This window comes from Oceanobacillus sp. Castelsardo (assembly GCF_001659985.1).
In the GTDB taxonomy this organism is placed as follows: Bacteria; Bacillota; Bacilli; order Bacillales; family Amphibacillaceae; genus Oceanobacillus.
Map to the genome: position 1 here is coordinate 116,374 of NZ_LYCS01000002.1, position 22,542 is coordinate 138,915.

Sequence of the window (22,542 nt, forward strand, 5' to 3'; positions counted from 1 at the left end):
TCTTCATTATTAATTATCTTTAAGTCAGGCCTTACAGCTTATAATTTTATCCATTCTCTGTCTTACCATTTAAATACTTATAACACTGAGTTGGCATCGAATCCATTGATTATTAACATACGCATATAATATTCCAGTATTTAATGGATCAAATTTAACCTCAACCTTAGTATACTCAATCATTGGATCGTTAAATTGTTCGCACCAATAATATAAATAGTTTAATTTAATCCCCCGTCTTGGTTGAACTTTTCTGGTTTTACCTTTTGGGGAAGGTAGTGTCATCAAAATAAATTTTTCGTCATAAGGAATATAGATATTCGGACGTCCGGATACTTCAAAAGAATTAAGGAATATTTCTTTGGGACTTTGTTGAAGTGATAGGTTTATATAATTGTCATATACATTATAAATCCAATTTTCAAGTCGTTTATTTAAGGTCTCAAGTGTCCATACAACGTAGTTTTTGGAGTCCACAGAATTATTAACCTGCTGTACATTTCTTGTGTTTCCCATAAGGATTTGGATAAATAATTTATTTGTTAAACCAAATAATCTTTCTACCACATTATTAAATCCTGCTTTTAGAAGTGGTCTTTGTTTCGTATGGATTCCATAAGTTGTAAGCAAAGTTTCAAAATCAACACTATTAAATTCCATTCCACTATCTACTACCAATTTTTTTGGAAGCCGGTTATATTTTTTTACGCACTTCCTTATAACCATCATACAACTATTGTAAGAGGGTTCTTCAAAGGTTAGATAAAAGGCAAGAACCCTTCTTGAATAATCATCAATCATTAGTGTTAACCAAAGTCGCTTAGAATGCTTACCATCAATTTCTATTTCTATATCTAATTTGGCATGGTCAATATATACTGTTTCGAAAATACCTTCAGCATATTTCGAATTAGTAAATTCTAGTTCTTTATAAAATCCCTCATATTTATATAAGGTTCTTATTCCTTCCTTTCCAAGTCCATACTTTTGCTCATTTGTAATTTCATTTAAAATATCTTCTCGTTCATTCTTAGATTCTGATGAAGGGTATTTTTCAAATAATCTTTTTTCCTTTGTCACCTATATCAACTCCCCAAATATCTCAAGATCATCGTCATCATAAATATCATCTGTTTCATTAGAATTACATTCTTCTACATTTTCATCATTTGATCTATCATTGCTTTCAAAGACCTTTAATTCAGGTTTAGTTGAAGATAAATTTTCATTTATTAATTCTTCTTCTTTTAATTCAGAGTCTATAATATATTGCGCAATCATTTTTGCTGTCACTGTATTGTTTTGTGAATATAATTTATTCTTTTGCCTGATTTCTTCTGTAATAATTTTCATTTGTTTTTCACTTTTACCATATAAATATTTGTAACCTTCAGATTGGCATTCTACCCATTGATCTCCTACATATGCATATGCAATTCCAATATTGAACGGATCATATTTTACTTCAACTTGGGAATTTTCAATTTTTGGATTTCTGAATTGGTCACACCAATAATATGAATATGATAATTTAATACCTTTACCCGGATGTACTTTTCTAGTTTTCCCTTTTGGAGATGGTAATGTCATTAAAATAAAAGTATCATCATAAGAAATATAGGTATTCGGACGACTTCCAGAAACATTAATTGATTCTTCATATGATTCTTTTGGACTTTGATGAAGCGATGGATTTATTTTATTGTCATAAACTATATTAAACCAGTTCTCAAGGGCTTCATTTAAAGTTTCTAGTGTCCAAATTGCATGGTTTTTCGGATTTACTGATTTAGTAACTTGTCTTACATTTTTTGTTAATTGTGTGTTTCCAGCAAGGTTATGAATAAACAATTTATTAGCTATGCCGAATAATCTTTCCACATCATTTCCATATCTTGATTTTGCAGCAGGTCTCTGTTTCTTGTGAACACCGTAAAAGGCCAGTAAAGACTCAAAATATACACTATGAAATTCTTTTCCCCCATCCAAAACAAGGAAGTTAGGTAGTCGGTTATAATTCTTTACACATTCTCTAATAATCATCATGCAACTCCGGTATGAAGGTGGTTCAAATGTTAGATAAAAGGCAAGGACCCTTCTAGAAAAGGCATCAATCATCACGGTAAGCCACGGTCTCATGGTCTTATGACTAGTAAGTTTTAGTTCAATATCTAGCTCAGTATGATCAATATGCGCCAGTTCGAAAATACGCTCCCCATGCTTCGGAGTAGTAAATTCTAATTCAGTATAAAATTCCTCAAACTTATATGCTGCTCTTCTTCCTTTTCTAGATTCTGCTACTTCATATTTAGAAAGATTATTAATCGCAGTACACAATGTTTGGTATGATGGTGGATCAATATTAAATTCCTCACATTTAACTAACAATTCACGATAAACTTGTTTCGCTGTTTTAGACTTAATGTTTTTATAACTTTGATCAATTACATCATTCATTATTTTTTCTGTTTCCGGTGGCAATTTCGAATTTTTATTTCCTTTTTTTTTTGTTCTGGGAAGAAGTCCGACAAAACCATTTCCATACAATTCTTCTGCATCATTGTATTTTTTTACCCAATTTCTGAGACTTCTTCTAGTAACATTTAAATCAACATTTTCTCCGTTTAGATACTTTGTAACAATTTCATATTTCTTATTTGCCTCTTCTAAGTCCTTTTCACTAGCTTCGGCAATCATCTTGTTTAATTTATTACTTTCTTTATTGTTATTACTTTCCACAGCCTTTATATAACCTTCTGATATATATGATTCAAACAAGTTGATTGGTAATTCAGCATGTTCTTTTGTACTTTTTGAATATAAAAACACTTTTTTATTGCCATTATCGTAATTTAAAATAGTCCAAGCACTATCTCCCCATAAAATACTGTTCCCGTTTTTTATTTCAATCATCTTAGGTGAAATTCTTTTTCTACTTGATTTTTCAATTATCGAAAAACCCTTACGTTGTTCTTTATTTAGATATACCTTTACACTCTCTGGTTCGGTTATTAAATCGTTGTACATATCAATATAGATGATGTTATTTGCTATTAGGTCATATATATCATCAGGGGTAAATCGTTCCTCTGCATTTTGAATAAGCTCTAGTATGGTTATACCGGGCGCTGATATTATTGCCTCCTTAATCTTTGCAATAATTTGATCTTCGGGTATATGCCCATTGGTAATATAATCTTCCAGAAATTCAAGGTTACGTTGAAGTATCCAATTAATCTCAGATGACGAACGTACAAGGAAATCCAAACCAAACTGTATTGCATAATTTTTTCCGAGTGCGAATTCCCATCTTCCATTATCTCTAAAATATCTATCTGGTTTTTCCTGAGACTTCTTAATAAGATGTTCTTCTGTCTTGCACTCTACCCAATAAGCTCTTTTCTTTTCGATTACAAAAAAATCTGCTGTATACCAATAAGCCATTTTTCTATTTTTGTCTTTCTTACTTTGAAAATAATTCATTTTTATTTTGGGTGGTTGATCATAATACTCCAATACATCATCATTAAATTCCATCATATAGATAGCTGGTAATTCAACCTTATGGCTCTCAAATTGAATGGTAACCCCCATCTTTTTACTACTATACCTTCCGCTAACGTTATTTCTACCTCCCCCAACCCGTCTTGCTGGAGGGGACTGTCTTATCCGTTGAATTTCCTTCTTTGCCTCTTCCTTTAAGTCCATTCTTGCTGCCCATTCTTCAAACTCACTTGAACTCATCATTTAAATATGTCCTCCTATTCTTATACTCATAACCACTTTGCACTAATAAAAATTTCCAATAATCTTGTAAAACCTTTTCTTTTAAAACCCCATTTTTATTAATCTTGTCTTCAATTTTTCTACGACTAGGATATAATCCTTCATTTTTCAACTCATTAAAGGCTAGATTAATTTGTTCTTTTAACGTTTTAATTCTTAGCTCTGACTTTTCTTTTATATAGTCGTAATATCTCCTCGATATTTGTTTACAAAGATCCGGAAAATTTCTGTACAATACTCTCTTATCCCGACCAATTACTTTTGCAACTGAATTCATCGATATTGGAGTATCTGTACTTAAATGTTCAATCAGTTTTTTCTCAATCACATCATAATTAAGTGGTTTTCGAGTTTGTTTTGTTTTATTATTAATGACCCGCTTGTCATTAATTTGAAATATATTAACATCTAGTTTTTGAGATTCTAAGAGGAAATCTAAAATTTCTTTATTTAATTTAAAACATATTTTTAGTATGTTATCTAAAGAAGGAAAGTTTTGACCATATAGCCAATATCGGAGAGTGCTTTGTGGGATACTTAGGTGTCTTGAAAAACCCGCAACATTATTTGAAAAACGTTCTTCATTTATTACTTTCAATTTGTTTATAAATGTATGCTTAAAACTTTGAAAATCTATCTTGTTATGATTTATTGATAAAATATCCTTCACATTTTCATAAACATAAAGTTCCCACCTGAATTTTTCTAGATTGATCCTTTTGCTTTCACTTTCTTGGGCTAATATAGAGGTACAATTTGGACAATAACCGGGAACCATTTGCCTGCGTATGATATCAACTTTCTTTTTACATATAGGACATCTATCAACTAAAAAACGACTATGTTTTTTGCAAATCTCTACAGGTTTTAAATGCCATATCAGCGGATAATATATAACCTCTCCATCCTTCTCCCAAGTTCTAATACAGTCAGGACACCAAGTGAGTGTATCCTTCAATAAATTTCTCAATGGAATGAATTCTTTTAGGTTGTACAAGGTTAAATTAATTAGGTCATCTCTGGATGTTAACTTTTCAACTGTCCATGCAAGTTCAACAGCAATTTCCATGTATCCATTTACAGTTTTTGCCTTTTCATAAAAGCGGTTCCCTCCATAAGCTGAAGCCCGTTCTAAATAACTCTTATTCATTTCAGGAAAAATCATCTTATTGAATAAATGACCAACAGAGAGGTTGTGTTCATATGCTACCCTAATTAAATAACTGCTCAGGCTTTCAACTAACTCAGTTTGCAAACCAATTGGTTCAATACTGTATAAATCACTTCTAGAATCTAAATTTATTTCTATCATTCTATTACACCCCATAAATTTAATAGATTAATAGTTATTATTGCCATATAGAACATTTAACTATTCACCTTTTCCATATCAGGTCGTTTTACGGGCATAAACGGTCTGTTTAGGGCCTTATTTGGATTAAAGTAAGGTATATTCACACCTAAAAATAAGGTCTAAATATACAATTCAGAGTACATTTAGACCTTATTTTTAAATTAAAAAATTAAATAAAAAATTATAGTTAGCTATTCGAATAGCTGTTCTATTAGAGTATAATACTTAAAATAATCTTAGGAGGTTTATTAAATGCTATCATTTAGAGCTGTTTTTACTATGGAAGAGGAAAAAAATAATTATAATTATAATCGTGTAGATGTAACTTGGTACGATTGTCCAATTGACGGACCGTTTAACTATCAATACTTCGAAAACGAATCAAATAGCTATATTGCATGGACAGAGGATCTTATTAATTTTCACCGATGGATTTTTAAATATTTTTATCAAGGTTATGTACTCCAACAATTTGAGTTGATAATATACCAAAACCATAATCAGACTGAAGATGAAGTCCTATTCTCGATTCCACATTTTAATATTAAATATAAGGATTGTTTAAATGTAATTCACGATGGATTAGTTAATTATAAAAGAGATATAGTAGAAATTAACTTTATTAAATCAGTGCAAAATTATGAGCAAATTTTTAATAGAATCATTCTATATAAAAATCATTGGTTAAGATTGGCAAATATAGCAAATATAAGTAGTAACAAAGAAAATGAATTAATTGAGAATGACCTTATATTTGACTTACCATTCCTGATATATTTTGCAAATAGCACAGAGGAATTCAAAGAAATAATTAATAAGGTAATCAAGCATTTCAATGGTATATTTAAACTATTAAACAAGAATAGTAATGACCAAAACGTAAGAAAGGTCAAAAATATATTGGTACTACTATTAGATGATTTAAGAAATGAGGAAAGAAATATAAATGAATTTAGTTGGATGTTTAAAATCAATGGAAATGAAATTCATAAAGAAAATAAAGATGATATTGAACTACATTTTCCACTCGAAGAAGAATTCGATGATAATTTACCCCTCTAATTTAAATTAAACTATATTGGCTGTCTAAACAGAACTTAACGGCTCTATGGGCAGCCTATTTTTATGATAAAAACGATTAATTACCTACCCTTAATGACTTCTTTGCTGTTCTAAAACATAGCGCATTGAAATCCAGTTACATTGATTCTGCTTCACTATTTTTCAGTCAATCTATTGTCATTTAATAACTACATAAATTATAATCATATAGAATTCTAAAACATTATATAGAAGGAGACAGTAAAATGAATAAAAAGATAAAAAGAAATAGAATTCGTTGTAAATGCTGCGGAGATATTATTGAATCAAGACAAATATATGATTTTCAACAATGTTCATGCAAAACGGTAGCGATTGATGGTGGACTAGAGTATGCCAAAAGAATTTTTCCTAGTAATCCTTCTGAAAATTTTTATGATGAATTAGTAGAATATGAATGATTCCGTATATATACTTGACGAACTAAGACTGGTCCCACTAGCAAGTATAATTATTGCTGTTATTGCTGTTCTAATCTAGGTAATCGGTTGGTGAATTTCGAAAGATGCCGTTGCCGTATTAATGGGGGTACTCAAAAGAATGTTGAGAACGATAGAACAATAATTAAGCATAAAGGTATAGGCCACGAAACCTTATACAACTGAATCATTTCTTAGATATGTGAATAATAATAATAATAATAATAAATCTCTGTTATAATTCAACTACTACAAAAAGAACTTACCCGATTTACGGATAAGTCCCTAATTTCAAAAATTATTCTACTGGTGACAATTCACTTTCCGTTACCCATTTGTGGTTTTTCACCTCTTCTCCAGAATCGGTAGCTACAAAATCAACCATATATACGGTTGTTTCTTTCGCTGAATCGATCACTGCAGTTGCACGGTCCATACCCTCCATGTGATCTGCATTAAGGGTTACTTCAGTTCCCGGTTCAAAAGGTTCGTCTCCTGCTTCTTCAATCTCTTCATGGATAACCCATTTATGATTTTCTATTGGTTCTCCACCAGTTGTTGGTGTGTAGGAAACAGTATATACCATAGTGTCATATGCGCCAACAATTGTCGCCTCAGCACCATTCATACCCGACATATGATCAGATTCAATTATTGCTTGGCTACCAACCTGATAAGTAGGGTTATCCGCTTCTTGTAAGCCTTCGGGAACTTCGCCAGTGCTAGAATGGTTCATACCAGAATGATCCATGCCTTCCATATCTTCATTGGTATCAGATTCTTCCATATCCATTTCATCATTATTGGATTCCACATTTTCTTCCTTATTAGATTCGGTTTCTGTATTCCTCTTTTCATCTGCACCTGCACATGCAGATAAGATAAGTACTGTGAATATAGTAATTATCCCTATTATGATTTTTCTACTTTGCATTTAAATAATCCCTCCTAATAAAATAAAGCTTGCCTATATTCTAACCAGTAAATTTGCAGGTTATATGCAGACTTCGCAAAATATGAATTACGATTTCTAAAATAAATCTTCATCCCTTTTCCAAGTGGATACAAAAGGTTATGAAAAATACAGTCATTGAATATCAATGACATTTCAGTAGAATAATCCATTTTATACTCAACATCTAAATTAAATAGTGATTAGTTTTTACTCCAATTATGCATTATTTCTCGATATTTGTTCGGTATGATAATTGCGAGAGATTGAATCGTAAGGGAAGGAGGAAAATGTATTAAAGGTTGTTTTCTCACTCGTAGTGATTACAACTATATAACACATCTGAAGTCTAAATGCAAAGAACGAACGAATAAAGGAGCGACCAAATGAAAAAAATTATAATGGCAGGTGCAGGCTTGTTGCTAATATTGACGGGTTGTACAAACGTCACAACAGAACAACAATCTGGAGAACAAACTATGGAATCTGAAGAAATGCAACATGAAGAAAATATGGATATGAACCATGAGAACATGGAAGGTATGGAAGAACACATGGACCATGATAATATTCCCTCTCTTCAAGCCTCCAAAGGCACTCAGGAGTTAGTAATACCACCCCTGCTGGAAAAACAGAAGGACTCAGACTTCGATTATGAGGTGGTCGCACAAGAAGGCACGACGCAATTCTTTGATGGTTCTCTATCCAATACTTACGGATATAATGGGAATTTGTTGGGACCGACTTTACAGCTTAATGAGGGTGAGACCGTAAAAATGAAAGTCAGGAATGAGTTAAATGAACCAACAACATTTCACTGGCATGGTCTTGAAGTACCGGGAAGTGAAGATGGTGGTCCGGGTGATGTAATCCAGCCGGGTGAAAGTAAAGTCGTCACCTTAAAAGCAGATCAGCCGGCAGCGACATTGTGGTATCACCCACATCCACATGAAATGACTGCTGAACAAGTGTTCAAAGGGCTTGCAGGAATGCTCTATGTGGAGGAGACGGATGAAGAAGCTCCTGCTTTGCCTCATACTTATGGTGTAGATGATATCCCTCTCATTTTTCAGGATCGTCTCTTTGACGAAAACAAGCAACTGGATTATAAGAATCTGATGAACAACGATGGAACAATCGGGGATGTATCGCTCGTTAACGGTACGGTCAATCCGAAACTGACTGTGACAAAACCGCTGATGCGTTTTCGAATCCTTAACGGTGCGAATGCCCGAAATTACACGTTCCGTTTAAGCAATGATGCCTCATTCACCCAAATTGCTTCGGATGGCGGGTTATTGCGTGAGCCAGTTGGAACAGATGAGATTACTTTATCCCCATCGGAACGTGCAGAAATCCTAATTGACTTTTCTGCGATGGAATCCGATGAGCCAATTGCCATCACTGATGAGGAAGGTAATGCCCTATTGCCTTTTGATTTGGAATATGATGGCGAAATGAAAAAGATGGAATCCATATCTTGGCCAGACAACACTACCTTCCTTACAGAAGAAGAGAAATCCTTGCCAGTTACCAAGGAAATCGAATTGTTTGGAATGATGGATAAGGTCACCATTAACGGCAAGAAATTCGATCCTGACCGGATTGACTTACGGCAAAAGAAAGGAGTCCCGGAAGTTTGGGAAGTTTATAACAAGCCAGACGAAATGGGGGGAATGATACATCCATTCCATATTCATGGTACTCAGTTCAAAATCATATCGCGTGATGGAAGGGAACCAGCTCCGAATGAACAAGGTCTGAAAGATAATGTTCTTATTGAACCGGGCGAACGAGTCAGACTGCTCGTCACCTTTCCGGAAGAGGGAATCTATATGTACCATTGCCATATTCTAGAGCATGAAGATAACGGTATGATGGGGCAGGTAGAAGTATACTAATTTCACGGAATAAACATTAAGAAGGGCTGTCCGGAATTGTTTTGGATTACGTACAGCCCCTCTCTATTCCATTGACAATTCGCTCTATGACATTGGTTAAAACTGAGGGTGTTTTAATGATTATTAATTATTTAGGTATCCTTGAAATCATCTACTGTCGTCTTAGAAAAATTCCACTAATTTTAATTAACAGTTTAAAATATTTTCATATGATATAATAATAGTAAATTTGTATCTAAATAACTTTTTTGTTTTAGGGAAAAAGTGGAGTAGAGGTGAGATGTTTTGTGTTTTTCCTATAGTTTTATTGAACAACAAACTCATGAAATGTCCAAAAAGATATGGGATAGCTCCTTATACAAATTAATTAGGATTGACTTCGCAGGCGGCAACTGTTTTAAGGTCCAAAGTAATTTAAGTGATTGGGTAAGTCTTGAAACGGAAATGGGGAATAAGTCCACTTTAATTACAAAGGTCATTTTGGAAGACATAGAAGGAAAGCTTTATTCTATTGAACCGAATGACAATGGGTTAAGATTTGCAAAAGGAGAACTCACTTATAAAGAGTATAAAAATCTTCAAGAGAAAGGGAACGCTCTTTGGATTACAATCTTTATTGTTGGGTTTTTATTAATTTTTACGTTGATGTCTGTGTTGGTAAAGTTTGTTCTTTAACACTATCTAATTTCTAAGGATTAACATATTGGTTTCCTTAGTGAAACTAACATTATTTCATCCAAATATAAAACTACCCTTACACCTCATGAAATGTATATTAAAAGGCTGGTCTTCTCTGTGAAAAGACCAGCCTTTTTCATATATTTAGGCAACATCATAGCCTTGTTCTTCAATTGCTTCTTTCATGGCATCAACATTTACCTTCGATTCATCAAAAGTAACATCTACTTTACCAGCTTCTAAATTAACCTCAGCTGCTGATACGCCTTCTAATTTTTTCAATGCACCTTCAACTGACATTTTGCAGTGACCACATGACATGCCTTGAACTTCTAATGTTTTCTGTTCCATAACCTTTTCACCTCCTTTAAATTAGATTTTTATATTTTCACTCGTTTAAGACGAAGTGAGTTAGTAACAACACTTACTGAACTTAACGCCATTGCTGCACCAGCAATCCACGGTGCAAGTAATCCAATTGCAGCAACTGGTATTCCGGCTGTATTATATCCGAATGCCCAGAAAAGGTTCTGACGGATATTTCGAATCGTTGCATGACTGATTTTAATTGCTTTCGGTATAAGCAATAGCTCACCACCAAGAATCGTAACATCAGCAGCTTCAATAGCCACCTCTGTACCAGTTCCAATAGCAATTCCAATATCTGCCGTAACAAGTGCAGGTGCATCGTTTACACCATCTCCAACCATTGCAACTTTCTTGCCTTGTTCTTGAATTTCTTTTACTTTAGCTGCTTTTTCTTCAGGTAATACTTCAGCAATTACTTGGTCGATACCAACTTGTTTTGCAATTGCTTTCGCTGTCCTTTCATTATCACCTGTTAGCATAAACACTTCTATCCCTAAGTCTTTTAATTGTTTAATAGCTTCTGGAGCCGTTTCTTTTATAGTATCTGCAACAGCAACTGTTCCCCGGTACCCACCATCAATGGCAATTAACATGGCTGTTTTACCGTCTATTTCATATTGCACCAATTTTTCTTCATAACCTGTTATATCCACTTGATGATCTTTCATTAGCTTTCTATTACCAACAAGAATGTTTTTTCCAGAAATTGCTGCTTCAATACCATGACCCGGTACTGCCTCGAAATGTTCTACATCTAAAAAGTCGATATTATTCTCTGTAGCGTATGCAACAATTGCTTCTGCAAGTGGATGTTCGGACCCTTTTTCCGCACTAGCTAATAATTGAAATGCTTCCTCATCACCTGAAAAATCAGTTACTTCCGGTTTCCCTTTTGTAATTGTACCTGTCTTATCAAGTACAATTGCTTCTAATTTATGTGTACCCTCTAGGTGTTCTCCACCTTTGAATAAAATCCCACTTTCTGCAGCCTTTCCTGTTCCAACCATAATGGACGTTGGGGTTGCGAGTCCTAAAGCACATGGACAAGCGATAACAAGTACAGCAATCGCCGCAACTAAAGCAGATTCCATTTGTCCGGGTTGAACTAAAGTAATCCATATAATAAAGGTTAAGATAGCAATACCGACGACTATCGGAACAAAATAACCTGAAATAACGTCAGCTAATCGTTGTATTGGAGCCTTTGATCCTTGGGCTTCTTCAACAACCTTGACAATAGATGCTAATGCTGTATCTTTTCCTACTTTTGTTGCTTCCATTTCAATGGAACCATTTTTATTAATAGTAGAACCAATTAATTGTTCCCCTAAATCTTTTTCAATCGGAATTGATTCACCTGTAAGCATAGATTCATCAACAGAAGTTCTTCCCTTGATAACAATACCATCTACAGGTATTTTCTCTCCCGGTTTTACAATTAAATGATCACCAACAACTACATCGCTGGCAGGAATCATTATTTCTTTACCATCTCGAATTACACGAGCTTCTTTTGCTTGCAAATTGAGTAGTTTAGATAAAGCATTTGTTGTTTGACTTTTGGCTCTAGCTTCTAAATATTTACCGAATAAAATTAATGTGATTATTACAGCACTTGTTTCAAAATATAAATGCGGCATATATTCTGGATTTCCAATTGTCATGAACGCTTCATATAAACTATAAAAATAAGCAGCACTTGTACCTAAAGCAACAAGTACATCCATGTTTGCTCCACCATTTTTTAAGTTCTTATAAGCCCCAACATAAAACTGCCAGCCGATAATAAATTGAACTGGTGTTGCTAAAGCAAACTGGAACCAAGGATTCATGAAGATATCTGGTATACTCATGCCAAATAAATGTACAAGCATCGTAACTAATAAAGGTGAAGTAAGGATAGCTGAAACGATTAATTTGGTCTTCATATCTTTTAGTTGTTTTTCTTTATAAGATTGCTTTTCTTTAGCCTCTGCCTTGGGTTTAGCATCATAGCCAGTATTTTTGATTTTATCAATCAATGATTTTACATCAATTAACCCCGGATTATATTCAATTGATGCACTTTCTGTCGTTAGGTTAACAGTTGCAAGTTTTACTCCATCTTGTTTGTTCAATACTTTTTCAATACGGGTAGAGCAAGCCGCACAGGTCATCCCAAAGACATCTAGGTCCGTTTTCTCCGTTAGAACACCATACCCAACATTCTCTATTTTTTTCGTTATATCATCAACAGAGGTTTTCTCCGGGTCATAATCTATTGTTGCCTTTTCAGTTGTTAAATTAACTTGAGCCTTAACCCCATCCATTTTATTCAAAACCTTTTCAACACGATTAGAACAAGCTGCACAGGTCATCCCTGTTACACCAAGTGTTGTATGATTTGTTTCACTCATAATAATTCCCTCCTTACTTGGAAAATTGCTTCATGACAGTCATTAATTCCTCAATAGTTTCCTTTCCTTCACCTTGTTTAATAGCATCACTAACACAATGGTTAATGTGTCTTTCTGTGATAGAAAATCCTACATTTTTTAGTGCTGATTGAATGGCACTAATTTGTACTAAAATATCTACACAATATCGATCATCTTCAACCATTTTCTGTATCCCACGAACTTGACCCTCAATTCGTTTCAAACGATTAATCGTTTTCTGTATTTCATCTTTCGTTCTTGGTTTACTTGGGTGATCATGTAAGAATCTCTCTTCCAAATGAATCACTTCCTTTTCTTTTATACATTTACCATACCCCCGTACAGTATGTTTGTCAATTGGGAAACTTAACTTTTGAAAACATCTTTTAATATTTTACACTTTTTGATGTTAGATATTTTCTTACATAGCTACTAATGGTAAATTGTTATCCAATGTCTATTATTAGCTTTTTAATTGTTCTTTACCTACCCGTTTTAAAAATTTATGGAATGTCTCCCGTTTTTTCCCCTTTTCAGCATATACAGCAATTATTTTTTCCACTGTATCGTATAATTCTTCTGGTGTTAAATTTTCTTTGAGTAAAGAACCTACCTCAGCATCTTTTCCTTTCGCTTTACCACCAACATATAAATTATAATGATCTTCATACTTCATTACACCTAAGTCACTTAACATTGGTTCACCACAACCAATGATACAACCTGTATAAGCAACTTTTAGAGTAAATGGTACAGGTTTTCCTGCTATACGGCGATTTATTTCTTTTGCAACTGGCATCCCTTCCCTTTCTTCCCCTTTGCAAAAATTACAGGTTCTCAAGCTCTTTACGTAATTTCCAACTGGATAACATTTTAAACCAACACTTTCGAATTCTTTAATTACTTCGTCTTTATTATCCTCTGGAATTTCTATATAGAGTTGTTGAAAGGTAGTTAACTCCAGTTCATCTTCCTCATTCATGTATTTTGAGATTGTCATAAGTTGTTTGGATTTAAGTTTGGCACCAAACCCTATTCCACCATTCACAGCGATTTTTATTTTATTCTCCATATTCTTATCTCCCCCAATATTCTTGTAACAATAGATAAAATATACCTTTACAACGTAAAAAGAATTTTGATGCAACATCCTCTTACTTAGATATTACTATACCCCCCTAATGTATGTAAAGTAATAAAAAGTGGTCAAAATTTATGCTAAACAATATTATGAGATTCTTTATCCTCACTATTGTTAATACCTTTAATTATTTTTTGCTGAAATCTGCACAAAAAATGGACATATTTTTTATATGTTAGTTAATGGATAAAACTATTAAATTCAAAGTGAGTGAGTTGGTATGTTCGATCTTTTTAATGAAATAGGCATTATGCTAAATGGACCACTTCAGCAAATTGCATATGGATATGAACACATTCCACTGTTATTTGCATTTTTTCTAGGGTTAATTGGCGCCGTTGCTCCTTGTCAGCTAACAGGCAATATCAGTGCAATGACTATTTATGGTAACAGATCGTTAGTTGAAAAAGTCCCTTGGTTACACGTATTTCTATTTGTTTTAGGTAAGGTAGTTGTTTTTTCAATAATCGGTTTAATAATTTGGTTACTTGGGAAGGAAATACACAGTACTTTAACACAAATGTTCCCGATTCTAAGAAAGGCAATTGGGCCGTTACTTATACTGGTTGGTTTATTTATGATAGGGTTATTTAGCTGGAGAAAAACAGGAAAAATGTTTAAAATACCCACTAAATTTAAAGATAGTTATCTAGGAAGCTTTTTAATGGGTGCGAGTTTTACGTTAGCATTTTGCCCTACTATGTTTGTATTATTTATACTAACCTTAATGCCAGTTGTATTAGAAACATCATATGGATTTGTATTACCTTCTGTATTTGGAATTGGAACCTCTCTTCCACTTTTATTAATTATTTTTCTTATTTGGTATTTTGGGGCAAGTGGCGTTATATTAAAGAGAAGCAGAAAAATAGGGTCACTAGTGCAGAAACTTGCAGGAGTTATCATTCTTGTTATAGGTATTCTGGATACTTTAACTTACTGGTAAAAGAGGTCAATTATGTTTAATAAATTATCCTTAAAAATTGGGCTATTATTCTTTGTGTTCATGTTAATTATCGAGGTTTTTGTTTATTTTATTCTATATACAAATATAGCAAATGAACGTATTGATGAAGTGATGGATAGTTTATTAGCTCGTGCCAATACACATAGTGCTGTCTTGGAAAATAACTTGGATTCATCAACGTTGGAGCATGTTGCTATCATGGAGTCAGAATCAGAATTTGCTGTTATTATTACAGATGCCAATGGTAACATCATCATTAATTCCGATCCTGTTGAAAAGGAAATGTTTGAAGTAATTGATCATACGGATTATAAGGATATACCCAGTGTAGGAAAAGTAGTGGAACAACGTTGGTCAGAAAAACAATATATAGCGGTTGATAGCCCCATTACTATTGATGAAGAACATCAAGGGCATGTCTTTATGTTTGCTAATACCAATATTGTAAAAAATAGGCTTAATCATTTGAGTGATCAATTTGTCATAGTTGGACTAATCACCATTGTTCTAACCATCTTCACCGTTTTTATTCTTTCTCGTTTTATTACGTTACCATTAATGAAAATGAAAGAAGCCACAGAACAGCTAAGCAAGGGGAAAAATAAAGTGCAATTACATATGGAACGAAAAGATGAACTAGGTGAATTAGCTGGTTCTATCATGAGGTTATCTAGTGATCTAGAACGATTAAAAAATGACAGAAATGAATTTTTGGCAAGTATCTCTCACGAACTTAGAACGCCATTAACCTATATAAAAGGATATGCGGATATTATAAATAAGCAAGGCATAACAGATGAAGAAAGAAAAGAATATCTAGATATTATACGGGAAGAAACAGAGCATTTGACAGTTCTAGTTAAAAATCTATTTGATCTTGCTAGAATGGATGAGAATAGGTTTGTAATTAATCGAAAAAAGGTTAATTTTAGACAACTAATCCAAACGATTGAAGAACGAATTTCTCCAGTACTGGAAGAAAAAAATATTACACTTTTTGCTTCATGCCCAGTAGATATCATAGGTAATATTGATCCCGATAGGATCCAACAGGTTTTATTAAATATACTAGATAATGCCAGAAAACATACACCCGAAGGAAAGTCTATATCATTAGAGGTGACCCAGTATGATAGAGAAATTTCTATAACTATTTCAGATGAAGGAGAAGGAATTCCAAAAGAGGAGTTACCTTATTTATTTGAACGGTTATACCGTGTAGAAAAGTCGCGTTCCAGAGAAAGCGGTGGAACGGGATTAGGATTAGCTATTGCAAAAGAAATTATAGAATCTCACGGAGGTACGATTGAAATCGAAAGTGAACTTGGAAAGGGTACAAGAGTTATTGTTCATTTAACAGGAGGTGAATATAATGGTTAAAGCTCTATTAGTAGATGATGAAAAACGAATGCTCGATTTATTAGCATTATATTTGAGACCACATAGTTATATATGTAAAAAAGCTATTAATGCTAAAGAAGCATTATCGTTTTTAAAAGAAGAAACTTTTGACATAGTACTTATAGATATTATGATGCCTAAAATGAACGGCTGGGAGTTATGCCAAGAAATTAGAAAGGATTCGGACATCCCTATCATCATGGTAACTGCTCGTGAACAGAAAGAGGATATTGTAAAAGGGTTAAAATTAGGTGCAGATGATTATGTAACGAAACCCTTTGACGAAGATGAGCTATTAGCAAGAATAGAAGCGGTATTACGTAGAATGAAACCTGCGAGGAAGATTGAAGTAAATGGTCTCTTATGGAATGAGGATGAGTTTGAGTTATCATATAAAAATAATACATTAAAGTTAACGCCAAAGGAATTTACCATGCTAGGTTATTTTATGAGAAAACCAAACCAAGTGTATACTAGAGAACAATTAATTGAATTAATTTGGGGATATGATTCGCACACAGAAGGAAGAACAGTTGATTCCCATGTACGGAACATGCGAGATAAAATTCGTCAATCTGGATTTCCCATAGATGATTATTTAATAACTGTTTGGGGTATTGGATATAAATGGGTAAACAAGCCTTCATTATAGGTATAAAAAGGTCTTTAATACAATTATAAAAGAAGACCTTTTGTTTTGACACAAATCTTTTACATAAAATCATATCCTTATTAATACTATACAGGGGTATAGTATGATATAGTATGGATAGAAGGATGAATAATACAGAAAATAATAGGAAATTCATCTAAATATCCATACCAAAGGAGGAGTAATAATGAATAACAAAGGAAATGAAGAGAATCAACACAACCACAATAGGCATAGAGAACATGACCATCATAATCATAAACAACATGAGGAACAAGAACATCGCAGTCATCAACATCACAATCATGAACATGAAGATATGCATGGTCATCACAAACATGGACATGAAGAACACAAAAATCACGACCACAGTCATGAACATAGTGGGCATCATGGTGGACATGGTGGACACGGCGGACATCACGAACATATGGTAGAAGATTTTAAGAAACGTTTTTGGATATCCCTAGTTTTATCAATTCCTATTTTATACTTATCTCCAATGATTCAAATGCTGATTGGATATGAAGTAAATTTCACAGGTGATACCCTCTTACTTTTCTTGCTTTCCACGATTGTCTTTTTCTATGGTGGAAAACCATTTTTACTTGGTGCATGGGATGAGTTAAAAGAGAAATCGCCTGCAATGATGATGTTAATTTCTTTAGCTATCATCGCCGCTTATGTATATAGCACACTGACAGCATTCTTTATCGAAGGCAGCGACTTCTTCTTTGAATTAGCTACTCTTATTGTAATTATGTTGTTAGGACATTGGATAGAAATGAAATCCCTGATGGGTGCTTCAAAGGCACTGGAAGAGCTAATCAAGTTAATGCCAAAAGAAGCCCATAAACTGGACAAATCCGGAAATATTGTTGAGGTAACAGTCGAAGATTTACAACCGGGTGACCTGATTTTAGTTAAATCGGGTGAAAAGATTCCAATTGATGGTGAAATTTACGAAGGAGAATCTACCGTCGATGAGTCTATGCTTACAGGAGAATCTGTCCCTGTTGAAAAAGGACCCGGAATGGAAGCGATAGGTGGTTCCGTCAATGGTGATGGTGTATTAAAAGTTAAGGTAAGTAAAACAGGAAATGACACCTACCTATCCCAAGTTATTAAATTGGTAAGCGATGCAGAAAAATCGAAATCAAAGGCCCAAGGCTTTGCGGATATTGCTGCTAAGTGGTTATTCTATGTTGCTCTTGTAGTAGGGATTATAACCTTTGCAGTTTGGTGGACTAACGGGGATTTAGATTTTGCTTTGGAACGAATGGTTACCGTTTTAATTATTGCTTGTCCACATGCACTTGGTTTGGCAACACCACTAGTAACATCTAGATCTACTTCCATTGCAGCTAAAAACGGCTTGTTAATTCGAAATAGAGTAGCATTTGAAAGTGCATTTAAATTGGACCGCGTGGTGTTTGACAAAACAGGTACACTTACGGAAGGTAATTTTGGTGTTACAGATATCCATCCAAGCGAGGGTATTAGTGAAGAAGAATTATTGAAATTAGCTTATTCTGTTGAAACACAATCAGATCATCCAATTGCTAAAGGAATTGTAAAAGAAGGAAATGATCGTAATTTGAAAGCCTTTGATGTTAAGGATTATCAGAATTTAACTGGAAAAGGGTTAATAGCAAAAATAGGTAATGCTGAAATAGCTGTTATTAGTCCCGGTGCTATGAAAGCAAATAAAATTTCTTTTGATGAAAAAACATATGACCAACTGGCTTTACAGGGGAAAACAGTCGTATTTGTCCTTAAAGACAATGTCTTACAAGGAATGATAGCCCTAGCTGATATCATCCGTGAATCTTCTTATAAAGTTATTAAAGAATTAAATGACCGTGGCATAGAGACGGTTATGATGACTGGTGACAACACACGTGTAGCAAATTATGTAGGAGAAAAACTAGGTATTTCCAAAGTCATCGCTGAAGTACTTCCCCATGAGAAATCAAATAATGTGAAGTATTTAAAACAAAATGGAAAAAAAGTAGCGATGATTGGAGATGGAATTAATGATGCCCCCGCCCTAGCGGAAGCTGATTTGGGAATTGCTATTGGTGCGGGTACAGACGTTGCGATTGAAACAGCTGATGTCATACTAGTTAACAGTAATCCAGTAGACATTTTAAATATCATTAAATTGTCTAAGGCAAGTCGCAGGAAAATGGTTCAAAATTTAGGATGGGCTGCTGGGTATAACATCATTGCCATTCCTTTAGCTGCAGGTGTATTGTACAATATTGGGTTTGTCATAACTCCTGCCGTCGGAGCCGCAGTTATGTCACTCAGTACCATTATTTGTGCAATAAACGCTCAATTATTAAAAATCGATTAATGGAAATAAATAGTCTATATTTGGCTAAGCAAGTATCGTATTGCTTAGCCTTTTATTTTTCTATAGGTAAATTTCTGTTCATAAATAGTACAAAGAATCTGCTTAATTTCTGCAAACTTGTAACGTAATCTAACAGAGAGTGTCTGTACCGTTATACTATATTTCTATAAGGAGTGATACATACTTATGAGTTTGGAGGAAAAGAAAAAGAAGAAGAAAAATAAAAGGAAAAATCGATTAATTTTTAGAACTTCTATATTAATTGTAATGGTTGGAGCAATTATATTTGCATTAGTGTCTAATATACAAGCGGATAAAACCATTTATCAGGTCGGAGATGAAGCACCTGACTTTGAATTAAAGCAAATTAATAAAAATAGTGAATTAGAATCTATACGACTAAGTGATTTTAAAGGGCAAGGAATTATGCTGAACTTTTGGGGTACTTGGTGTAAACCGTGTGAGGATGAAATGCCTTACATGCAAGCACTTTATCCCGAATATAAAGAAAAAGGAATTGAGATTATTGCAGTTAGTTTAGATAGTACAGAATTGGTTGTAAATCGTTTTATTGATAAATATGATCTAACCTTTCCAATTCCCCATGATAAAACAGGAGAAGTAAGGGATTTATACAAAATAGGACCAATTCCAAGTTCCATATTCATTAATCCGGATGGAAAAATTCAGAGAGTTGTAAATGGAGCCTTATCATTAGAGAGTTTGGAGACTTATTTTAAAGAAATATTACCAAAACAATAGACTGCGATTTTCTAAAAAGGGGGATAAAATTTGAATGAAATAAATATATTTCTAGCTTTTGGTGCTGGTTTCCTTTCTTTTATTTCACCGTGTGTATTACCACTATATCCAGCATTTTTATCTTATATTACCGGAATGAGCGTAAGTGAGATAAATGAAGAAAATAAAAAGATGAATAAAAAAGCTCTTTTACATACCGTTCTATTTTTACTAGGGTTCTCAAGCATTTTTATTATGATTGGTTTTACCACCTCTTATATATCGGAATTTCTATTAACCTACCAAGATGCCATTAGACAAATTGGTGCTATTTTAATTATTTTCTTTGGACTAGTGATTGTTGGAATTTTTAATTTTAAATTTCTAATGAAGAATAAAAAAATCACATTCAAAAATCGTCCCGGCGGTTATGTTGGTTCTTTCATCATAGGAATGGCATTCTCTTTGGGATGGACTCCTTGTACCGGTCCAATACTAGCTATTGTGTTATCATTAGCTGCAACAAATCCTGATGTTGGTATGATTATGATGATTAGTTATGTTTTAGGTTTTTCGATCCCATTTCTATTATTGGCATTGTTTATTGGTAAAATTAAATGGATTAAAAAACATAGCCTAAAATTAATTAAAATTGGTGGATACATTATGATTTTCATGGGAGTAGCACTATTCTTTGATTGGTTGACGAAATTAACTTCCTTCTTAGCTGGATGGTTTGGTTTTTATGGATTTTAAAATATATTTCCCATAATTTATCTATTACATCTGCACGAATAATGCATATTTGAGCATTATAATTTGTCTTGTAGATTTAGTTACAATGTAGAATATCGTTTGTTTTACATGGTAGTATATATTAAGATTTAACAAATTAGATGAAAGAGGAGTCGAACAATATATGAAAAAAGGATTAATGGCAGTTATTGGATTATTACTTATTTTAATAGTTGCTGCTTGTAGTGAAAGCGAAAGTACATCAAATGAAAAAGAACCACAAGATATCAAGAAAATGGTCCAAGAATACAGTGTCGGGGATTCCGATGATGTGTCTGCTTCTATTACTTCAGAAGAGCTTATTGTAACTGATATTGATAATAAAGAGACTACCTACGATCTTCCCGAAGATGAATTTTTTGTTTCCATCGCACCATTTGTTGAGACGACACACCCTTGTACCAATCATAGCTTAACTGGTTGCCAAGGAGAATTAGTAGAAAAAGAATTTGATGTTTATATTGAAGATGAAGAAGGTAATGTAGTTGTGGATGAAACCATGACATCATTAAAGAATGGATTTATTGATTTTTGGTTACCACATGACAAATCATATAACGTGAAGATTCAATATGATGGAAAAACAGCTGAATCTGAGATTTCCACTTTTGAAGGTGACAATACTTGTATAACAACAATGCAGTTAATTTAGTGTTGATTGATTCTAGGATTCCTATACTTTTAAAACAAAAGAAATGAAAAAAGTGTGGATTTTATATGTGATACTTTCATTAGAATCGGGTCTTATCAAAGATAAGTAACCCGATTCTTTTCCTTTAGCTAATTATCTCCTCCTCACTTTTTATTTTTCTGCAGAATTTTTTTATATTTTCTTGTTATAATTCTTTAAAAAACATTGAGGTGTTTGTTTATGTACGAAGATACTTCCCAAAATAAACTAATTAATACAGGTTTATTTTGTATTCTAAATAAATCCCAGTGTATAACACTTCCAATTACTATTAGAAATTCACTGTCATTAATAGTAGGAGATGAAGTTACAGTAAGTTTAACTACACACTCAAAAGAATTGATCATTAAGAAGCTGATTGGTGAAACAGTGGAAAACATAATGATTATTTCTAACAAAGGATCTATTCGAATTCCAGAGGAAATAATGAGGACATTACATTTAAAAAGAGGAGTAGTGTTTCATATTTATGTTTCAATTGACGAATCATTCATTTTACTGAAAAAAAGATCATAAATTAATAGACCCGTTCGCGTGAAATGGTAAAGAAGCACTAATTACAGTTTGGAGGTATACTGTTATCAGTGCTTTTCAATACAATAAACTAATATTCTAATTACAATGATCTAAATCATCCAATGAAATGAATGACGCTTTTTTATTATTCGGAAATCATTTTATTATTAATTTATTTAGCAGGTAATAAATATCGACAAATAAATCCCAAGTTAATCTGGGATAAATCTAATTACAACTATCATACCAATATTTTATTAATTTTCCCAACTAAAATAGTTTATATAATTTTCTCTTCTTCT

At 33.3% G+C, this 22,542-nt stretch carries 20 protein-coding genes; 12 read left to right on the forward strand and 8 right to left on the reverse strand.

The window, feature by feature from the left end; translation table 11 throughout:
- Positions 1–69: 69 nt before the first annotated feature.
- Genes A9178_RS04815 through A9178_RS04825 form a run of 3 tightly spaced genes read right to left on the reverse strand, consistent with a single transcriptional unit; the run spans position 70 to position 5,098 of the window.
- The gene (locus tag A9178_RS04815) at positions 70–1,080 is read right to left on the reverse strand and encodes a DDE-type integrase/transposase/recombinase (protein ID WP_068672905.1); all 1,011 of its coding nucleotides are present in this window, start codon (positions 1,078–1,080) and stop codon (positions 70–72) included.
- The gene (locus A9178_RS04820) at positions 1,081–3,747 is read right to left on the reverse strand and encodes a Mu transposase C-terminal domain-containing protein (RefSeq protein WP_068672906.1); all 2,667 of its coding nucleotides are present in this window, start codon (positions 3,745–3,747) and stop codon (positions 1,081–1,083) included.
- Positions 3,731–5,098: a TniQ family protein gene (locus tag A9178_RS04825; RefSeq protein ID WP_068672908.1), complete on the reverse strand. Its 1,368-nt coding sequence runs from the start codon at positions 5,096–5,098 to the stop codon at positions 3,731–3,733. Before A9178_RS04825 ends, A9178_RS04820 begins: the two co-directional genes overlap by 17 nt.
- A gap of 294 nt (positions 5,099–5,392) precedes the next feature.
- Between A9178_RS04825 and A9178_RS04830 the strand changes: the two genes are divergently transcribed.
- Positions 5,393–6,202, forward strand: a complete 810-nt coding sequence (locus A9178_RS04830) for a hypothetical protein (protein WP_068672910.1) — start codon at positions 5,393–5,395, stop codon at positions 6,200–6,202.
- Between the two features lie 245 nt (positions 6,203–6,447).
- Positions 6,448–6,642, forward strand: coding sequence for a DUF7695 domain-containing protein (locus A9178_RS04835; RefSeq protein WP_068672915.1), 195 nt, complete (start codon positions 6,448–6,450; stop codon positions 6,640–6,642).
- Positions 6,643–6,958: 316 nt separating this feature from the next.
- Here A9178_RS04835 and A9178_RS04840 read toward each other — a convergent pair whose 3' ends face one another.
- Positions 6,959–7,594 carry a YdhK family protein gene (locus tag A9178_RS04840; RefSeq protein WP_068672917.1) on the reverse strand — a complete coding sequence of 212 codons (636 nt, stop codon included), beginning with the start codon at positions 7,592–7,594 and terminating at the stop codon, positions 6,959–6,961.
- A 404-nt stretch (positions 7,595–7,998) separates the two neighbouring features.
- On the opposite strand from A9178_RS04840, the gene A9178_RS04845 reads away from it, so the two are divergent.
- Together A9178_RS04845 and A9178_RS04850 are read left to right on the forward strand one after the other, a co-directional pair.
- Positions 7,999–9,513 (forward strand): multicopper oxidase domain-containing protein, encoded by a 1,515-nt coding sequence (locus tag A9178_RS04845; RefSeq protein WP_068672919.1) that lies wholly within the window; start codon positions 7,999–8,001, stop codon positions 9,511–9,513.
- A gap of 285 nt (positions 9,514–9,798) precedes the next feature.
- Complete coding sequence (locus A9178_RS04850; protein WP_068672921.1) at positions 9,799–10,188, forward strand: hypothetical protein; 390 nt, start codon at positions 9,799–9,801, stop codon at positions 10,186–10,188.
- A gap of 147 nt (positions 10,189–10,335) precedes the next feature.
- Here A9178_RS04850 and copZ read toward each other — a convergent pair whose 3' ends face one another.
- The 4 genes from copZ to A9178_RS04870 form a co-directional block, all read right to left on the reverse strand.
- Complete coding sequence (gene copZ / locus A9178_RS04855) at positions 10,336–10,542, reverse strand: copper chaperone CopZ (RefSeq protein ID WP_068672923.1); 207 nt, start codon at positions 10,540–10,542, stop codon at positions 10,336–10,338.
- A gap of 29 nt (positions 10,543–10,571) precedes the next feature.
- Positions 10,572–12,956 carry a heavy metal translocating P-type ATPase gene (locus A9178_RS04860; protein ID WP_068672925.1) on the reverse strand — a complete coding sequence of 795 codons (2,385 nt, stop codon included), beginning with the start codon at positions 12,954–12,956 and terminating at the stop codon, positions 10,572–10,574.
- Positions 12,957–12,969: 13 nt separating this feature from the next.
- A complete protein-coding gene (locus A9178_RS04865; protein WP_060681789.1) occupies positions 12,970–13,275 on the reverse strand; it encodes a metal-sensing transcriptional repressor in 306 nt (101 codons plus the stop codon).
- A gap of 165 nt (positions 13,276–13,440) precedes the next feature.
- Positions 13,441–14,049: an NAD(P)/FAD-dependent oxidoreductase gene (locus A9178_RS04870; RefSeq protein WP_068673598.1), complete on the reverse strand. Its 609-nt coding sequence runs from the start codon at positions 14,047–14,049 to the stop codon at positions 13,441–13,443.
- Positions 14,050–14,338: 289 nt separating this feature from the next.
- On the opposite strand from A9178_RS04870, the gene A9178_RS04875 reads away from it, so the two are divergent.
- The 8 genes from A9178_RS04875 to A9178_RS04910 all read left to right on the forward strand — a co-directional run bounded on the left by A9178_RS04875 (position 14,339) and on the right by A9178_RS04910 (position 22,240).
- Positions 14,339–15,064, forward strand: a complete 726-nt coding sequence (locus tag A9178_RS04875) for a cytochrome c biogenesis CcdA family protein (protein WP_068672927.1) — start codon at positions 14,339–14,341, stop codon at positions 15,062–15,064.
- A gap of 12 nt (positions 15,065–15,076) precedes the next feature.
- Complete coding sequence (locus tag A9178_RS04880) at positions 15,077–16,465, forward strand: sensor histidine kinase (protein ID WP_068672929.1); 1,389 nt, start codon at positions 15,077–15,079, stop codon at positions 16,463–16,465.
- Positions 16,458–17,138: a response regulator transcription factor gene (locus A9178_RS04885; RefSeq protein ID WP_068672930.1), complete on the forward strand. Its 681-nt coding sequence runs from the start codon at positions 16,458–16,460 to the stop codon at positions 17,136–17,138. Before A9178_RS04880 ends, A9178_RS04885 begins: the two co-directional genes overlap by 8 nt.
- Before the next feature lie 187 nt (positions 17,139–17,325).
- Positions 17,326–19,497: a copper-translocating P-type ATPase gene (locus A9178_RS04890; protein WP_068672932.1), complete on the forward strand. Its 2,172-nt coding sequence runs from the start codon at positions 17,326–17,328 to the stop codon at positions 19,495–19,497.
- A 186-nt stretch (positions 19,498–19,683) separates the two neighbouring features.
- Entirely contained in the window at positions 19,684–20,259 is a 576-nt protein-coding gene (gene resA / locus A9178_RS04895; RefSeq protein ID WP_068672934.1) for a thiol-disulfide oxidoreductase ResA, read from the forward strand.
- A gap of 30 nt (positions 20,260–20,289) precedes the next feature.
- A complete protein-coding gene (locus tag A9178_RS04900; RefSeq protein WP_060681782.1) occupies positions 20,290–20,994 on the forward strand; it encodes a cytochrome c biogenesis CcdA family protein in 705 nt (234 codons plus the stop codon).
- 163 nt (positions 20,995–21,157) lie between these two features.
- Complete coding sequence (locus A9178_RS04905) at positions 21,158–21,685, forward strand: CueP family metal-binding protein (protein ID WP_068672936.1); 528 nt, start codon at positions 21,158–21,160, stop codon at positions 21,683–21,685.
- A gap of 219 nt (positions 21,686–21,904) precedes the next feature.
- The gene (locus A9178_RS04910; protein ID WP_068672938.1) at positions 21,905–22,240 is read left to right on the forward strand and encodes a hypothetical protein; all 336 of its coding nucleotides are present in this window, start codon (positions 21,905–21,907) and stop codon (positions 22,238–22,240) included.
- Positions 22,241–22,542: the final 302 nt, after the last annotated feature.

What these genes read in the sequence shown, in the direction of transcription:
- A9178_RS04820 (WP_068672906.1), bottom strand. Translation starts at nt 3,747, where the DNA reads ATGATGAGTTCAAGTGAGTTTGAAGAATGGGCAGCAAGAATGGACTTA.
- A9178_RS04825 (WP_068672908.1), bottom strand. Translation starts at nt 5,098, where the DNA reads ATGATAGAAATAAATTTAGATTCTAGAAGTGATTTATACAGTATTGAA.
- A9178_RS04830 (WP_068672910.1), top strand. Translation starts at nt 5,393, where the DNA reads ATGCTATCATTTAGAGCTGTTTTTACTATGGAAGAGGAAAAAAATAAT.
- A9178_RS04835 (WP_068672915.1), top strand. Translation starts at nt 6,448, where the DNA reads ATGAATAAAAAGATAAAAAGAAATAGAATTCGTTGTAAATGCTGCGGA.
- A9178_RS04840 (WP_068672917.1), bottom strand. Translation starts at nt 7,594, where the DNA reads ATGCAAAGTAGAAAAATCATAATAGGGATAATTACTATATTCACAGTA.
- A9178_RS04845 (WP_068672919.1), top strand. Translation starts at nt 7,999, where the DNA reads ATGAAAAAAATTATAATGGCAGGTGCAGGCTTGTTGCTAATATTGACG.
- copZ (WP_068672923.1), bottom strand. Translation starts at nt 10,542, where the DNA reads ATGGAACAGAAAACATTAGAAGTTCAAGGCATGTCATGTGGTCACTGC.
- A9178_RS04860 (WP_068672925.1), bottom strand. Translation starts at nt 12,956, where the DNA reads ATGAGTGAAACAAATCATACAACACTTGGTGTAACAGGGATGACCTGT.
- A9178_RS04870 (WP_068673598.1), bottom strand. Translation starts at nt 14,049, where the DNA reads ATGGAGAATAAAATAAAAATCGCTGTGAATGGTGGAATAGGGTTTGGT.
- A9178_RS04875 (WP_068672927.1), top strand. Translation starts at nt 14,339, where the DNA reads ATGTTCGATCTTTTTAATGAAATAGGCATTATGCTAAATGGACCACTT.
- A9178_RS04880 (WP_068672929.1), top strand. Translation starts at nt 15,077, where the DNA reads ATGTTTAATAAATTATCCTTAAAAATTGGGCTATTATTCTTTGTGTTC.
- A9178_RS04885 (WP_068672930.1), top strand. Translation starts at nt 16,458, where the DNA reads ATGGTTAAAGCTCTATTAGTAGATGATGAAAAACGAATGCTCGATTTA.
- A9178_RS04890 (WP_068672932.1), top strand. Translation starts at nt 17,326, where the DNA reads ATGAATAACAAAGGAAATGAAGAGAATCAACACAACCACAATAGGCAT.
- resA (WP_068672934.1), top strand. Translation starts at nt 19,684, where the DNA reads ATGAGTTTGGAGGAAAAGAAAAAGAAGAAGAAAAATAAAAGGAAAAAT.
- A9178_RS04905 (WP_068672936.1), top strand. Translation starts at nt 21,158, where the DNA reads ATGAAAAAAGGATTAATGGCAGTTATTGGATTATTACTTATTTTAATA.
- A9178_RS04910 (WP_068672938.1), top strand. Translation starts at nt 21,905, where the DNA reads ATGTACGAAGATACTTCCCAAAATAAACTAATTAATACAGGTTTATTT.